13 protein-coding genes are annotated in these 15,392 nt (G+C 64.9%); 7 read left to right on the plus strand and 6 right to left on the minus strand.

From position 1 onward, the window contains the following. Nucleotides 1-111: 111 nt before the first annotated feature. On the minus strand, nucleotides 112-1,440 hold the full coding sequence (locus tag G5C50_RS19925) for a sulfatase-like hydrolase/transferase (protein WP_165072194.1): 1,329 nt from the start codon (nucleotides 1,438-1,440) through the stop codon (nucleotides 112-114). 254 nt (nucleotides 1,441-1,694) lie between these two features. Here G5C50_RS19925 and G5C50_RS19930 point away from each other — a divergent pair, with 254 nt between their 5' ends. Then, the gene (locus G5C50_RS19930) at nucleotides 1,695-3,212 is read left to right on the plus strand and encodes a trypsin-like peptidase domain-containing protein (protein ID WP_165072196.1); all 1,518 of its coding nucleotides are present in this window, start codon (nucleotides 1,695-1,697) and stop codon (nucleotides 3,210-3,212) included. A 12-nt stretch (nucleotides 3,213-3,224) separates the two neighbouring features. Then, nucleotides 3,225-4,247: an anthranilate phosphoribosyltransferase gene (gene trpD / locus G5C50_RS19935; protein ID WP_165072198.1), complete on the plus strand. Its 1,023-nt coding sequence runs from the start codon at nucleotides 3,225-3,227 to the stop codon at nucleotides 4,245-4,247. Here trpD and G5C50_RS19940 read toward each other — a convergent pair. From G5C50_RS19940 to G5C50_RS19955, 4 genes are all read right to left on the minus strand, one after another. Beyond that, nucleotides 4,238-4,732 carry a GNAT family N-acetyltransferase gene (locus G5C50_RS19940; protein ID WP_165072200.1) on the minus strand — a complete coding sequence of 165 codons (495 nt, stop codon included), beginning with the start codon at nucleotides 4,730-4,732 and terminating at the stop codon, nucleotides 4,238-4,240. The two genes, trpD and G5C50_RS19940, sit on opposite strands and share 10 nt — an antisense overlap. Then, on the minus strand, nucleotides 4,729-5,661 hold the full coding sequence (locus tag G5C50_RS19945) for a rhomboid family intramembrane serine protease (RefSeq protein ID WP_165072202.1): 933 nt from the start codon (nucleotides 5,659-5,661) through the stop codon (nucleotides 4,729-4,731). Before G5C50_RS19945 ends, G5C50_RS19940 begins: the two co-directional genes overlap by 4 nt. A 175-nt stretch (nucleotides 5,662-5,836) precedes the next feature. Further along, nucleotides 5,837-6,217 (minus strand): STAS domain-containing protein, encoded by a 381-nt coding sequence (locus G5C50_RS19950; protein ID WP_240907278.1) that lies wholly within the window; start codon nucleotides 6,215-6,217, stop codon nucleotides 5,837-5,839. Nucleotides 6,218-6,375: 158 nt separating this feature from the next. Further along, nucleotides 6,376-6,600, minus strand: a complete 225-nt coding sequence (locus G5C50_RS19955; protein ID WP_165072206.1) for a hypothetical protein — start codon at nucleotides 6,598-6,600, stop codon at nucleotides 6,376-6,378. A gap of 359 nt (nucleotides 6,601-6,959) precedes the next feature. Here G5C50_RS19955 and G5C50_RS19960 point away from each other — a divergent pair, with 359 nt between their 5' ends. The 4 genes from G5C50_RS19960 (at nucleotide 6,960) to G5C50_RS19975 (ending at nucleotide 12,134) form a co-directional block, all read left to right on the plus strand. Continuing rightward, nucleotides 6,960-7,985 (plus strand): FAD:protein FMN transferase, encoded by a 1,026-nt coding sequence (locus tag G5C50_RS19960; RefSeq protein WP_240907279.1) that lies wholly within the window; start codon nucleotides 6,960-6,962, stop codon nucleotides 7,983-7,985. Nucleotides 7,986-8,081: 96 nt separating this feature from the next. Next, on the plus strand, nucleotides 8,082-9,059 hold the full coding sequence (locus G5C50_RS19965; protein WP_206107775.1) for a DoxX family protein: 978 nt from the start codon (nucleotides 8,082-8,084) through the stop codon (nucleotides 9,057-9,059). A gap of 29 nt (nucleotides 9,060-9,088) precedes the next feature. Beyond that, complete coding sequence (locus G5C50_RS19970) at nucleotides 9,089-10,642, plus strand: Gfo/Idh/MocA family protein (protein WP_165072209.1); 1,554 nt, start codon at nucleotides 9,089-9,091, stop codon at nucleotides 10,640-10,642. Nucleotides 10,643-10,805: 163 nt separating this feature from the next. Beyond that, entirely contained in the window at nucleotides 10,806-12,134 is a 1,329-nt protein-coding gene (locus tag G5C50_RS19975; protein ID WP_165072211.1) for a citrate synthase, read from the plus strand. A gap of 18 nt (nucleotides 12,135-12,152) precedes the next feature. Here the strand turns inward: G5C50_RS19975 and G5C50_RS19980 are convergent, their stop codons facing one another. Next, nucleotides 12,153-14,729 carry a bifunctional YncE family protein/alkaline phosphatase family protein gene (locus G5C50_RS19980; RefSeq protein ID WP_240907280.1) on the minus strand — a complete coding sequence of 859 codons (2,577 nt, stop codon included), beginning with the start codon at nucleotides 14,727-14,729 and terminating at the stop codon, nucleotides 12,153-12,155. 352 nt (nucleotides 14,730-15,081) lie between these two features. Here G5C50_RS19980 and G5C50_RS19985 point away from each other — a divergent pair, with 352 nt between their 5' ends. Further along, nucleotides 15,082-15,384, plus strand: a complete 303-nt coding sequence (locus G5C50_RS19985) for a carboxymuconolactone decarboxylase family protein (RefSeq protein ID WP_165072213.1) — start codon at nucleotides 15,082-15,084, stop codon at nucleotides 15,382-15,384. Nucleotides 15,385-15,392: the final 8 nt, after the last annotated feature.

Below are 15,392 nucleotides of genomic sequence, written 5' to 3' on the forward strand. Positions count from 1 at the left end.
GACGAGGAATCCCAACGCCCACCGAATACGAGTTCCGACCACGTTCGCCTCCCTCGTTGAATCTCGATGCTTCTGAATCGCGCCGATCGGTTGAGCACTCCCGCCTTATGATCACTTCGCTCCGGTGCCGGCCGTGGGCAGCCAGGCGTCGAGGCTGGACTTGAGAGCCTCGACGTATTCCGGGTGCTGGGCCGAAACGTCCCGTCGTTCACCTGGGTCGTGAGCCACATCGTAGAGTTCGGGCTTGCCGCCGCGCGTGACGACGAGCTTCAGGTCGCCCTGCATCGCCGCGATCTGATCTGAGCCCTCGTCACGCCACTTCCAGAAGAGTGCTCGAGGCGGCAGAGAGCCCTTCCCGAGCCAGACCGGTAGCACGTCCAGGCCGTCCACATGCCATGAAGGCGGAACGGTCGCCCCCGCCGCCGCCGCGAAGGTCGGCAGGAGGTCGATGAGTCCGAAAACCTCGTTGGAGGCGCTCCCCGCGGCGATTCGCCCCGGCCATCGCACGACGGTCGGCACCCGGAGGCCCCCTTCCCACAGGGTCCGTTTTTGACCGCGGAAAGGCCCGTTGCTGTCGAGCGCTGCACTCGCCCCGACGTTCCCCGCTTCGAAGGTGGCTCCGTTATCGCTCGTGAAGACGATCAGCGTCTCCTCGCGGAGTCCCAGGGCGTCGAGCCGATCGAGGACCCGCCCCACGTTCGTATCAAGTCGGGTCACCATCGCGGCATAGTGGGAACCGAACTCCTGGCCCGGCGTCGGCTCCGGCACCCGTCCACGGTGCTTCTCAACCTCTTCAGCAGGGGCGGCGACCGTGAAATGGGGAGCGATATAGGCGAGGTAGAGGAAGAACGGCTCCTCACGACGACGATCCAGGAAATCGAGAGCGCGGTCCGTGAAGAGGTCGTCGGCGTACCCCGCGACGGGAACGCGACGGCGGCCATCCCAGAGCTGCTTGGGGAATTTCTCCCAGGCGGCCGTCGCGTCGGTATAGCCGAAGAACGCATCGAACCCCTGATCGAGAGGATGCACATAGTCGCGTTCGCCTGCGGGTGGTCGGCCGTGATGCCACTTGCCGAAGACGCCCGTTGCGTAGCCGACCGGCTTCAACGCCTCGGCGATCGTGGTTTGAGCCGAGGGGAGGTCGTCGCTGTTCCTGGCGACTCCGGAGTGGATTGGCGACTTGCCCGTCAGGAAAGCTCCCCGGCTCGGAGCGCAGATTGGGGCAGCGGCGTAGCATCGATCGAGTTTCAACCCCTGGGCGGCGAGTCGATCGAGATGAGGCGTGGACCACTCCTTCCGCCCGTTGAATCCGACATCCCCCCAGCCAAGGTCGTCGGCCACGATCAGCACGACGTTCGGTCGATGCTCACCAGACTTCGCTGAGCCTGTGAACAACAGGCTGACCACCCAGGTTCCCATCCAGAATCGTGCCTTGCTCATGTCTCGTCACGCTCCCCTGGGGGGTCAACTAGGTGACTCATCACAACTGGATTCGACCAGACACGCTCCAGGTCTTCAGACAATCAATAGTTTGCCTATTGGAAAAGTCAAGAATAGGGTCGGCGACGCGCCGGCTTTTGACTTGAGGAGAGTCGGAGAGGTATATTGAAGGGGCGATGGTCCCCTTCGGGCGTTTTTGCGCGATCGTTCGCACACCTGCCGCGTCAGCCGATCTTTAGGCCTGGAGCCTGTTTATGAAGATGCGGTCGGCCTCGATGATGCTCGCTGCGGGCTCGCTGGCAGTCGGCCTGGGAGTCGGCTTTCAGCTCGGTCGGGGCGGCGGTGTCTTGTCTGCCCAGGTGGCGCCCGCACGCGGTGGGGACGGGGCGGAGCTCCACAAGGTCAGCCGAGTGGAGGAGAACGACGCCAAGACCTATGACGAGTTGGCCCGGGAGTACGACCGGTTCAAGCACGTCGACCGGATGTTCGAGCTGGTTTCGCGGGCCGTCCGTCCGACGGTCGTCCATATCGTCACCCAGAAGACGACGCGGCAAGAGGAAGGCCAACGGGTCCGTAAATTCGAGGAGACGGGCTCGGGGGTGATCGTCCGGAGCGACAAGGCTCCGGGATTGTTCGTGCTGACGAATCACCACGTGATCGAAGGGGGACGGCCCAACCGGGTGCGGGTCTATCTCCACGACGGTCGTTCGTTCGCGCCGGAGAAGATCTGGAGCGACGTCATGGCGGACGTGGCCGTGCTCAAGCTCGACCGAGACGATCTTCCCGCCGCACGCCTGGGCGACAGCGACACGGTTCAGATTGGGAGCTGGGTTCTGGCCCTGGGCAGCCCGTTCGGACTGACGCATTCGGTCTCTCAGGGAATCATCAGCGCCCGCAGCCGCCACATGGATGAACTGCAGGACGTCGAGAACCAGGACTTCCTTCAGACCGACGCGGCGATCAATCCCGGAAACTCAGGCGGTCCCCTGGTGAACATGCTCGGCGAGGTGATCGGCGTGAACAACTCGATCGCCAGCAGCCACGGCGGCAATGAGGGGGTCGGCTTCAGCATCCCGATCAACCTCGCGCGTTGGATCATGAACGAACTGATCGTGAACGGCCGGGTATCTCGCGGTGGGCTGGGCGTGGAACTCGACCCCGACTTCCGGCAGGAGAAAGCCGTCGAGCGTGGGCTCGATCGCCCCCGAGGCGCACTGATTCAGAGCGTCAGTCCGAATTCGCCGGCTGCGCAGGCCGGCGTCCGCAAGGGTGACGTCGTTATTGAGTTCGCCGGCGTTCCGATCCAGGATCTGAACCACCTGATTAACACAGTTTCGATGGCCCCGATCGGCCGGGCCGCCGAGCTTGTGGTCTGGCGCGATTCGCGGGAAACCAAGCTCCAGGTCACGGTGGCCGAACGGGAACGGACGCTCCGCACTCCCAACGACTCCAACCGCACCGGGGGAAAACCCGACGGAGCGCCCACTCCCGCCCTTGGGCTCGATCTGATCAGTCTCGACGACGATTCAGCCGTCGCTCACGGGCTTCCTCGCACAACCCGAGGAGCCCTGGTGGTCGCCGTCGACCCCGACAGCCCGTTCGCCTCGCTCTGCAAGGTCGACGATGTGATTTCCTCCATCAACGATCAGGCGATTCAGTCCGCCGAGCAGGCGGCGCGGTACCTCGCCCACGAGGACGCATCCCCACTCATCATCCAGATCGACCGCCCCGCCAACGGCCGGATCGAACGCCACATGTTCCGGGTTCCCTGACGAATGCACGCAATGGAATTGGTCGCGACGGCCGTCGAACGCCTGGCCTCGAACAAGCACCTGGGGCGTGAGGAAGTCCGCGACGCCGTCGCCGCGATGCTCGACGGCCAGGCGGGAGACGTCGAGACCGCCGCCTTCCTCACGGCCCTTCATATCAAGGGCGAGACCGGCGAAGAATTGCTCGGCGCGGTCGAAGCGATCCGCGAGCGGATGATCTCGTTCGACTCAGGCCGATCGGGAGCGATCGACACCTGCGGCACCGGCGGCGACCGGGCCGGAACCGTGAATATCTCGACGGCGGCGGCGGTCGTCGTGGCGGCCTGCTCGGTTCCTGTCGTCAAGCATGGCAACCGCGCCGCGTCCGGCAAGTCCGGGAGTTCGGACGTTCTGGCGGAGCTGGGCGTCGCCGTCGAGGCGGAGCCCGCATTACTCCGTTCGATTTTGGATGACCTGGGGATCGCCTTCCTGTTCGCTCCGCGGTTCCACCCGGGTCTGCGAGGAGTCGCTCCAATCCGACGAAGGTTGCCGTTTCGGACGGTCTTCAACCTGGTCGGGCCGTTGTGCAACCCGGCATCGCCTGCGTTCCAGGTCGTGGGAGTTCCCCGCGAGTCGCACGCCCGACGAATGGCCGAGGTTCTTGCCCGGACTCCCTCCATCCAACGCGCCGTCGTCGTGCGGGGCGTCGACGGGCTGGATGAGGTCACGCTCACTGGCCCGACCGAGGTCTTGCTCGTCGAAGGAGGTACGATCTCCGAACTGACGTGGACTCCGGCTGATTTCGGGCTTCCCGAAACCCACGCGAGGGGACTGGGGGTCGACGGTCCGGCGGCGAGCGCCGCGCTGATTCGGCGGACATTCGCCGGCGAAGACGGTCCGGTCCGGTCGTACATCCTGGCCAACGCCGCCGCCGCCTTGTGGACGGTGCAGGGAACGCCGCTCGCCGACGCTGTCGTCTGTGCCGCCGAGGCGATCGATTCGGGTCGGGCCGCTTCGCTTCTGGAGCGTTGGGCGGAGCTTTCTCAGCCTCAAGCCTGAGGCGTGTCGTCGGCCTTCGATGGGTTCAGCCAGAGTTCCTCGAGGACGGAGTATCCGGCGTCAGCCATTCCCAGGGCCTTGTAAGCGTCCTGGGCTCGGTGGTTTTCGTCCTCGACGTAGAGCCGGATTCCGATGACGTCACCGGCCGCGATCGCCTCTTCGCGAATTCGGGCGTAGAGAGCCTTGAAGACGCCCAGGCCGCGGGCGTCGGCCGCAACGTAGACGCTCTGAAGCCACCAGAGCCAGCCGTTGCGCCAGTCGCTCCACTCGCGGCTGACCGCCGTCTGGCCGATGACGCCGCCGTCGCGGACGGCAACCCAGTATCGAAGCCGATCGGACTCCGCCAACGCGCGGTCGACGCCCTCGCGAAGGATCGCAAGGTCGAGCGCTTTGTCCTCAGTCTCCCAGGCGAGCCGGCGGTTGAACTCGACGATCACGTCGAGATCAGTGGGGACGGCGTCCCTGATCGTGAAAGGAGTCGTCAACGCCGGTCGCTCCGCCGGTCGCGGGCGCGTCGGCTGGCCTCCTGGAGGACCTTCCGTTCATCGTCGGTGAGGTCGTTGCCTCCCTCTCGGGCGATCTTGGCGAGGACCTCGTCGAGCCTGGCGTCGAGCTGGTCCTCCGGCAGTACCGAGGTGGTGGGAGTCATCGAGCCGACCGTCTCATTGGCGGTTCGGGTCGGGACGGGGGTCCGGGGACGGCTCGCCTCATAGCGAGGAGGTGCAACGACTTTCAGCCGGGGACGGCCGAACCGTCCCTCGATCAGTCGCGACCATCGGAGATCAAAATGCTTGAAGAGGAAGGCGAAACCCGCCCCCGCCAGGTGCGACTCGATGGCAACGCCTCCCGCGCCTCCCCGTCCCTCGGCCAGGATCGGCCAGACGAGGTAGATGGCCAGGACCAGCCACATCGGCATGGGAATGAAGCCGAAAAACAGGATCTCTCGCTTGGGGTAGTAAAGCGTGTAGAGCGTTACGACGGCCAACACCGCCCCAGAGGCTCCGATCATCGGCAACGGATTGGGGGAGAACTCCTGGACCAGGGCCCAACAGAACGTGCTGACGATCGCCGCGGCCAGATAGAAGGCCAGGAAGTCGCGCCCGCCGTAGAGCGACTCCATCTCCCGCCCCACGATCCAGAGGAACACCATGTTGACGATGATGTGCAGGAATTTCTGCTGATCGTGGAGGAATGTAGCCGTCAACAGCTCCCAGATCCGGCCCTGATGGAAGATCCCCCGCGGCGTGGCAGCCAACCAGTCGACGACGAATCCGTCGTCGATATTGAGGAGTCGCTGGGCTAGGAAGACGACCACATTGATGAGGATGAGGGTCTTGCACCAGGGGGCTGGACCGCTGAACCACCCGGGCCCGGTTTTCTCGCCACGATAATACTCGCGGTCGTAGATTCCCATCTTCAGCGGGGCTCCCGGAAAGGCGGCGTCTGGGCAAGTTCTCGGTGGATCAGCGGCCTGAATCGTTCATCATGGGAGCCGCAGGGGAGACTGTCAACGCCTGCCGTGAAGAGTCGACGCGACGTCGCATCGGCCCTTCGTGCTTGACATCCGGAACGGCCTGTCGAGGCTGCGGTCAGTCGAGCATCAGAGCCTCGATCGCCTCGTTTCGGGTGTCGTAGATCGGCCAGACGATGTCGAGCGAAGTGACGCGAAGGAGTTCGCGCGTCCGCTCGGTCACGCCCGAGATGGCCATTGACCCGCCCCGAGCCGAAGCCAGCTTCCAGGTCCGGATCAGAAGGGCCAGGAACATCGACCCGAAATAGTTGACCCGGCTGAGGTCGAAGAGGATCAGCGGGTTGTCCTGCTTCTTAATCGGGTCGAGGATCATTTCGGCGGCCTGCTCCTCGAGCCGAAACGAGAGCTTTTCCAGCGCCGGAGTGGCCGTGATCACCGTCACGTCGCCATGTCGCTCGATCGTGAAGGCCTCGTCGGTGTTGGATTTGTTGGTGACCATACGATGTGGCTCGCTTCGAGAGGTGCGAATCGAAAGGGGTCGGGCCGTGGCGGAGTGGCGACGCGCCCGCATCATCTGCCACCTAGCCTAGCGCCTCATCGGCGCGTCGGCAAGGTCGAAGGAGGGCGGACGCGTCTTGCAGCCGTGGATGGTCTGATTTAGGCGGAGGGTCGGCAATTCGAGAAAGCGCGCACGACCTCGTAAAGATCACCGCTCACGAGCAGCTCGTCGTTTTCGAAGTCTCGAAGCCAGACGTAGTTGTCGCGATAAGCCTGGGCCAGCAGGGGATACAGGTCGCAGAGCCGGATGGGGATGGACGGGGATTCGACTTCCTCGTGGTCTTCCTCGGGATACGGGAAGAGACGCAGCCGTGCGGTCGCCATCGATATTCGTCCTCCGTGCAAGCCCGCGGGCCGAGATCGGACGATCCCGCGCCGTCTTCGTTTCGCTCGAGGGCCGAGCATGAGCCAAAGGCGCGTCGACGAGACATGAGCTCGACCCGCCCGGCTCCATCCTGAGACAGATACATCCATCGGCGCCGCACGGGGGTGTGCATCAGGAAAAAGGGCGGTGGGGCGGGGCCGCTGGAGTTTCTGCCGGTATGGACTCTTCCCGCGCCGGCTCCGTCTGTTATAGTCGAGGGATCGCCCCCGCCGTCCAAGGCCCGGAGCGACCCTCCCACACCCTTGCAAGGGCCCCCTCCGTGAAGGCTCCTCGAAGCGGAGTGAATCGTCGCGATCTTATGCGCCTCCGGCGTATGGGAGATCAGGCCTCGCGCACTCCCGTCGACGCTCACGGGCACGCTGGGGCCGCCGACCTGCTGCGCGTCCACCGGCCGGGGATGGGCTCTTCTTTCGAGGTCCGTCTGGGGGCCCGCGTCCCTGGCGGCCTCGATCTGGCTTGCCGCGCTTTGGACGTGGTCGAGGCCCTCGAATCCCAACTGACGATCTATCGCGACGATTCCGAGGTCGCCCGCCTCAACCGGACGGCCCATGAGGCTCCGGTCGTCGTCGAAGAGGGCCTGTTCCGGCTGCTGGAGTTGGCCCGAGCGATTTCGGAGTGGAGCGGCGGCGCGTATGACGTGACCGCTGGGGCCCTGTCCGAAATCTGGGGATTCGTTCGAGGCCCTCGTCGCGTTCCCTCCGACGCCGAGCGGGCTGACGCCCTCGCTCGTTCGGGGTGGAACAAGCTCCACCTCGATCCGGCTCGTCGCTCGGTCGCATTCGACGTGCCGGGGCTTGTGGTGAATTTCGGCAGTATCGGCAAAGGATATGCGATCGACCGGGCCGTCGACGTGATCCGAGGCCATCTTCTGCCGACCTCGGCTCTGGTGCACGGCGGCCGTTCCAGCCTGTACGCCCTGGGGTCCCCCCCGGGCCGATTCGCCGACCGTTGGGACGTCGCCTTGAGGAATCCGTTCGACGCCGAAACTCCCCTGGGGGCCTTTCGCGTCCGCAATCGCGCGATCGGTACTTCAGGAGACGCATTCCAGCGGTTCGAGGTCGGCGGCCGATCATACGGCCACATCCTCGATCCTCGCACGGCCGAACCGGTCGAAGGACCGGCCAGCCTGACCGTCCTCGCCCCCAACGCCGCCGAGGCCGATGCGCTTTCGACGGCCCTATACGTCCTGGGTCCCGACGCCGCCCGCGACCTGGTCGCGCGCCGGCCCGAGATCGGGGTCGTCATCGTCGAGGAGGGGCCGTCGGACCGCTCCCCACGCGTCACCGCCATGGGACTCGGCCCCGGCGATTTCTCCCCCACCTGACCCCCTTCACGCCTGTAAGCTAGTCAGTAAGAAAGGAGGCGTCCCCTGAACGCCGTCAGACGCTACCAGATAGGGTTCCTCGGGGCGCTCTTTCTCGTGCTCCTCCGCATCGCGATCGGCTGGCATTTCCTCACCGAGGGGCTTGAGAAGTATCATGCCGACAAGACCGGCAAGCCCTTCTCCGCCGAAATGTACCTGAAAAACGCCAACGGTCCTTTCGCCCCCTACTTCCGGGGCATGCTGCCGGATCCCAACGGGATCGACCTGCTCACGCCCGAGCGGCTCAAGCAAGCCTGGACCGACGACGTCGCCAGGATCGAGCGGTTCTACGGTTTCGACGAAGATCAGAAGGGACTCGCCGAAAAGCGCCTGGCCGAGGCCGTCAAGTGGGCCGACCAGTGGTTCGCCATTCCGGACAACGCCCACGACCGAGACAAGTACTTCCACGACCTGCGTCAAGCGATGCTCGTCGAGCGCGACCCGAAGGCCATGTCGTTCGAGAAAGAACGAGCCTGGGACGCCCGCAAGGAGCTGGAAGGCGATCGCAGGAAGCTCACCGCCCCCATCCTTGAACAGGCCGCGGCGCTGCGAGCGGATATCATCGGGAAGGCGACCCCCGACCAGAAGGAGGCCAAGGCCAAGGCCATCGACCTGACGGGTTCCGGTCCCCAGTATCAGGGACCGACGACCTTTCTGGACGTCGTCAACGTAATGACCAAGTACGGTCTGATCGTGATGGGCGTCTGCCTGATCCTGGGTCTCATGACGCCGTTCGCGGCCCTCTGCGCGGCGGCCTTCCTGGGGATGATTTATCTCTCGATGCCTCCCTGGCCGGGCCTCCCAGACAATCCGAAGGTCGAGGGACACTACTTCATCGTCAGCAAGAACCTGATCGAGCTGATCGCCTGCCTGCTGATCGCCTGCACGCCGAGCGCCCACTGGCTGGGACTCGACGCCCTGCTGTTCGGCGCCCGCCGCCGTCGCCGCCTGGCTCGCCTCGATGCGGCCGAGGCGCGGGCGGAAGCCGATGACCTTGCCGCCGACGAATCCGCCCGTTACGCGTCCCGTCACTAAGAGACGCTTCTTATTCGAGAGGAAATGCCATGACGCATCTGACCCCCGAGCAGCGCCTCCTGGGCCGTGAGAACGCCGACCGGGCCCTGGGCATGAGCCGTCGCGACTGGTTGGCCGCCGCGGCCGCCGCCCCCGCGATGGGCGCCTACTATTTCGGCTACAACAAGATGGGGGACAAGCCCCCCGTCAAGGCGGCGATCATCGGCACCGGCGACGAAGGTTGCCAGGCCATGATCCGCTTCCACAACCGCGACTACATGAACTTCATCGGGATGTGCGACATCCGCCCCACCCAGCAGGAGCGGGGCCGCAAGGAGTTCGCCAGCCACAAGCAGTACGGCGAGGCCGACGCCGCCAAGATCAAGCAGTACAAGAACAAGGAAGAGATGTACGCCGACCCGGACGTCGAGGTCGTTGTCATCGCCCTGCCGCTCTGGCTGCACGCCCCGGTCGCCATCGAGGCCATGAAGGCCGGCAAGCACGTCTTCACCGAGAAGCTGATGGCGCACTCGATCGCCGAGTGCAAGCAGATGTGCCGGGTCGCCCGTGAGACCAACAAGCTGCTCGCCGTGGGCCACCAGCGCCACTACTCGGCGCTCTACGACAACGCCAATTACCTGCTCACCAGCGGGCTGATCGGCGACGTTCGCCACATCCGCGCCCTCTGGCATCGCAACAACGCGCTGCCTCGGATTGCCAAGGACAAGGCCGGCAACACGGTCTATGACTCCAACGGCCTGCCCCAGGTCGAGCGTGACGAGAAGGGAAACATCGTCTACCAGGATTCCTGGAAGCGTCCCATTCCGGACGCCGACAAGGACGTCGACTTCAAGGCCCACGGTTATGAGAGCCTCGACGAGCTGATCCGCTGGCGGCTCTACAACCGCACCGGCGCCGGCCTGATGGCCGAGCTGGGGAGCCACCAGCTCGACGCCTGCTCGATCTTCCTCGGGAAGAAGCACCCGCTCGCCGTCACCGGCGTCGGCGGCAAGTTCTTCTACAAGGACGACCGCGAGGTCGACGACCACGTCTTCACGATGTTCGAGTTCCCGGGGGCCGACGAGTCGGACCGCATCGTCGTCACCTACTCGTCGATCAACACGAATTCCTTCGACGGCTACGGCGAGCAGGTCATGGGCTCGAAGGGGACGATGCTCGTCGCCGGCGAGAAGGAACTGCTCCTCTTCAAGGAGGCCGGCGCCGCCGCGCTCTCCAAGACGACCAGCGTCACGGTCGAGACCCAGGGCAAGAAGCCGGTTCTGGAGACCAGCCCCAGCACCGCCGGCCCCAGCGCCGCGACGGCTATCGGCGGCCTCGCCACGGCCGACCCGTCCCGCGGGTATCGTGAGGAGCTGGAGCACTTCGCCTACTGCGTCCGCCACGGCGACGCCTCCAACTATCACGCGGACAAGGACCACCAGCCCCGCTGCAAGGGCGAAGTCGCCCTGGCCGACGCGGTCATCGCCCTGACCTCCAACATCGCGATGCGCGAGAACCGCCGGATCGTCTTCGATCCCAAGTGGTTCGACTACGCCGACAACGCCACCCCCGACGGCTCGACCGTGGTGGTTCAGCGCGGCTGATTCGTCTCTCCGATGATTGCGACGGGCGGGACGATCGACCTCGCCCCGCCCGTCCCTCCTTTCTCGCCCGTGGTTTCCCGGCGCGGCGGTCCTCTCTCCCTCACCGAGCCGACGTCTCGCGTCGCCCCGTCTTCGTTCGCCGGCTCACGTCGAGGAACCGTTCATGCAACCCGCCCCTGCTCCCGCTCCCGACGCCGACACTCAGCGTGCGTCCGCCCGCGTTCAACTTCCCGAGGTCGAGGTCGACCTTCCTGTGATCGTCGGCACCGAGGACGAGCACGCCGTCGATATCAGTCGGTTCCGAGACAAGACCGGCTACGTCACGCTTGACCCGGGCTTCGGCAACACCGCCGCATGCAAGAGCGCCATTACGTACATCGACGGCGAGCAGGGCATCCTCCGCTATCGCGGCTATCCGATCGAAGAACTGGCCGAAACGAGCACCTTCGTTGAAGTCGCCCTGCTGCTAATCTTCGGCGAACTCCCGACGAAGGAGAGGCTCGAACGCTTCCGCGGGATGCTCACCGACGAGCAACTTCTCCACGAGGGGATGCGCTACCACTTCGAGGGCTTCCCCTCGCACGGGCATCCCATGGCCATGCTCTCGGCCATGATCAACGCGTGCGGATGCTATCATCCGGAACTGCTCTCCTCCGAGATGGACGACGAGCGGCTGCTCCGGGCGACGGCCACGGTCATGAGCAAGGTCTGCACGATCGCGGCGTTCAGCTACAAGATGACGAAGGGGCAGCGGATGGAATATCCCGACCCTTCGCTCTCCTACTGCCGCAACTTCCTGCACATGATGTTTTCGAAGCCGCACCGGCGGTACGATCCGCCGTTGCAGGTCGTCCGGGCGCTGACGAAGTTCCTGATCCTCCACGCCGACCACGAGCAGAACTGCTCGACGTCGACGGTTCGCATGGTCGGCTCGTCGGGGGCCAACGTCTTCGCCTCGGTCGCCTCTGGCGTGTGCGCCCTGTGGGGGCCGCTGCACGGCGGGGCGAACATGGCCGTGATCGAGATGCTCCAGGAGATCCAGGCCGGCGGCGACGATCCCAAGACGGTCGTCGCCAAGGTGAAGGACAAGAAGTTCCGCCTGATGGGCTTCGGCCATCGGGTCTACAAGAACTTCGATCCCCGCTCAAAGATCCTGGAGAAGACCTGCACCGAGTTGTTCGACGTTCTGGGCGTCTCCGACCCCCTGCTGGACACCGCCCGCGAACTGGCCTCGATCGCGCTCACCGACGACTATTTCCTGGAGCGGAAGCTCTACCCCAACGTCGACTTCTACAGCGGCATCATCCTCCGGGCGCTTGGCATCCCGTTGAACATGTTCACGGTGATGTTCTCGATCGGCCGTGTTCCCGGCTGGATCGCACACTGGTACGAACTTTACGGCGACCCCGACCGCCGCATCTGCCGGCCCCGTCAGATCTACACCGGGGCCGGCAAGCGCGAATATGTTCCGATGGATGCGCGTCGTTGCTAGAAGGGATCTCGCGGAAGGTCACTCGGGCGACTTGCGGAGCGGCCTGAAAGCGATCGCCCTCCGGACTGCGGGGGGCGTCGGCGCATCGGCCCCTTTGATCGCGTGCCAGAGGATTTCGTTCAGCTCGAAGTCGTCGACGAGGTCGTACTCGCGGAAGTCCATCTGCGACGACCGATCAGCTCCGTACGCCAGCGGCGTGTTCTTGGCGTTGAGATCGATCCGGGCCGGGAGGTGGTCGTAAGCCGTCAGGTCGGCCTGATCGGTGAATGACTCGAACATCGGCCTCGCCGCCGCGTCGAACTGGCTGAGAGGGTGCAGGCCGAGGATCAACTCCATCGTTCGAATCATGCTGACGGTCTGGTACTGGGTGCTGTCCACGAACTTGCGCTTGGTATACGGGCTGATGACGAGGCCCACGGTGCGGTGGGCGTCGACGTGATCGGGCCCGTTCTGGGCGTCGTCCTCGATGACGAAGATCGCCGTTTCCTTCCAGTATTTCGACTTGCTCACGGCGTCGACCAGTCGCCCGAGCGCCAGGTCGTTGCTGGCCACGCAGGCCTGGGGAGTGAAGGCTCCCGGCGTGGTCCCTGAAGTATGGTCCTCGCCCATGCTCATGACGATGAAACGCGGCAGGTCGCCGTCCTGTTCGTAGCGACGGAATTCTTCGAGGAAAGCGTCGACGTTGTCGGTGTCGCGGTCGCGTTCGCCGGCGACTTTCGGGATCCCGTACTTGGGCGCCATGTGGCCGACCAGGCCCGGGACGGCCGCCTCGAACTTCACGGCGCCATCGGCCTCGCTGACGCGGCGACCGGCTTCGCGATAGCTGCGATAGGTCAGCCCGGCACGGGCCGCGGCGTCCCAGATGTAGCCCGAGGGAGCCTTGGTCAGGTTCGCCTCATCGTCGTCGTCGATCCCCTCGCGGCGCGAGTACGTCAGCATCCAGTCGCGGGCGACGTAGTCGGTGTTGTAGGCCATGGTTGACCAGGGATGCCCGTCGCGAGAGACCTGGCCGTTGCAGTACAGGTTGTCCAGGAGAACGAACTCCTCGGCCAGCTTGTGGTGGTTCGGCGTCACCTCGCGGCCGAACATCACCAGGCTGGGATCGCCGTTCCCCTTTTCGATGTCGCCGAAAACCTGGTCGTAGGTTCGGTTCTCCTTGATGATGTAGATGATGTGCTTGATGGGCGACGGATCCCCAACCTTGGTTGGGATGGCCGTCTTGGTGGGATGCGGGGCGGCGGTCAGTTGCTCGTCAGAGTAAGGGCAGTTCTTGTAGACCGTCGCCGTGTAGGCGGCCAGGGCCTTCTCATCGGGAATTGGAACGATCGAAAGCGCGCCCGAGAGGGTCGTGCCGATGTAGGGGTAGAGTTGACCCCTGGCGTTCGCCTTCTTCGCCGGCGCCTGGGCAGTCTGTTTGTCGGCGTCGCCCTTCGCCTCTTTGGGATAGAAAGGGTTGGGCCTGGTCTGGTTCCCCTTTCCAACGCCGACGAGCAGGTTCTTGCCGTCGGGTGAAACCGCGACGGCGGTCGGGTACCAGCCGGTCGGGATGAATCCTTTGACGCTGCTTTCGTCTGGCTCCTCCACGTCGATGACGGCCACGCAGTTGTTATCCGCGTTGGCCACGTAGAGCGTCTCGCCGTCGGGGCTCACGGCCAGGGCGTCGGGCGTGCTTCCTTCAGGGGCGCGCGGGAACAGGCCCGTGAAGATCGTCTCGGTCACCACTCCGCGAGCGGTGTCGATCACCGCGACGTTGTTGCTCGAGGCGCAGGCGACGAACAGACGGTCGTCCTTCGGATGTCGGGCGATCTGGTTGGGATGCTCGCCCACGCCGATCTTCGCAACGACGCGGAGGTCGTTGGGTGAGATCGCCAGGACGCTGCGGCCCGCCCAGTCGGAAACGTAGAGCCGAGCCCCGTTGCGCGAGAGGGCCACATCATAGGGGCGTCCGCCGATCGTCGCGACGCGGTCGGGCGCCTTGCCGGCGACGTCGATCGCCGTAAGCGTTCCGGCTTCGACGTCCAGGGCGTAGAGAACCTGCTTCACCGGGTCGAACGTGAGACCGCCGTGGAAGTGCTTCGGCGCGGCCGCCCGCTGCTTTTTGGGGATCGCCGCGGTGGCGGGTTCGTCCTGGCCGATCCGGCGGAGTTCGCGCCCCTTGAGTTCGTATACGTGGCGGATCCCGGTCCCACCACCGGCCCACCAGACGCGATTGCTGTCCGGGTCGTGGGCAAGGCCGAACCAACTCTCCCGGACGTTCTGCCGCGCTACGACCGCCTTGGTCTTGAGGTCGACGAGGTTGAGGTCGTGGTCGTTGTACCCGTTGCACGTGACCAGGGCGTGCTCCCCGTCCGGCAGCGGGAGAATGTTGAGCGGCAGATCATGAAGGACGACCTGATCCCCAGCCGGAGAGATCGTCCAGCCGTTGGGGAGCAGGAATCCGCCCTCGACTGGGCCGGCCGCACGAGTCTTCGCGAGTGCGGGGCTAGCCTTTCGGGGATCTTCCTGCGCTAGAAGCGGCAGGGCCAGGGGGGCCGCCGCGGCGAGTCCGACGGCCATGAATCGGTAAGCGGAGGGAAATCGTCGGCCGAGGTTCACGAGTGGGTCCTCCCCGGAGAAGCTCACATCTCAAGTAGGGTTGAAGCTACCGAATTTAAGTTTCGAGTGAGTGTGAAGGATGATCATCGCGTGATCATGGCGAGTAGAGGCGACACCCTCTGACAAGATCGCCGGCAGCAAAGACTTTACCCCGACCTTGAGCGTCGGTCTGCCGTCCGCTGCAGATTCCAGGAGGGAACCACAAACGTGAAGATATTCCGAATGGACACGCCACGCCGTCGAGGCTCTTGAGACGGCGATGGTACGGACGTAACGTCTTCTTACCAAGAACTCCGGCCGTCAGAGTCTTCGCCTGGTGTTGGTTCTCTCCTCGAAACCGACGGAGTCCGTCATGTACGACCCTGCGAACCTCAAGAAGCTTGCGAAGTTCGGTGAGCTGGCCCCCGCGGCCTGGGAGGGCTTTCTCGCGTTCGACAAGGCGGCGATGGCCGATGGGGTGATCCCAGCCAGGACGAAGGAGTTGATCGCCGTCGCGGTGGCGATGACGACGCAGTGCCCCTACTGCATCGAGATCCACTCCCAGCGAGCGAAGGCCGCAGGCTGTTCCGAGGCCGAACTCGCCGAGGCCGTTCTGGTCGCCGCCGCCTTGCGGGCCGGCGGCGCGGTGACCCACGGAACTCACTGCCTGAAGTGAGGGGGCTT

The sequence above is a fragment of the Paludisphaera rhizosphaerae genome (assembly GCF_011065895.1).
GTDB lineage: Bacteria > Planctomycetota > Planctomycetia > Isosphaerales > Isosphaeraceae > Paludisphaera > Paludisphaera rhizosphaerae.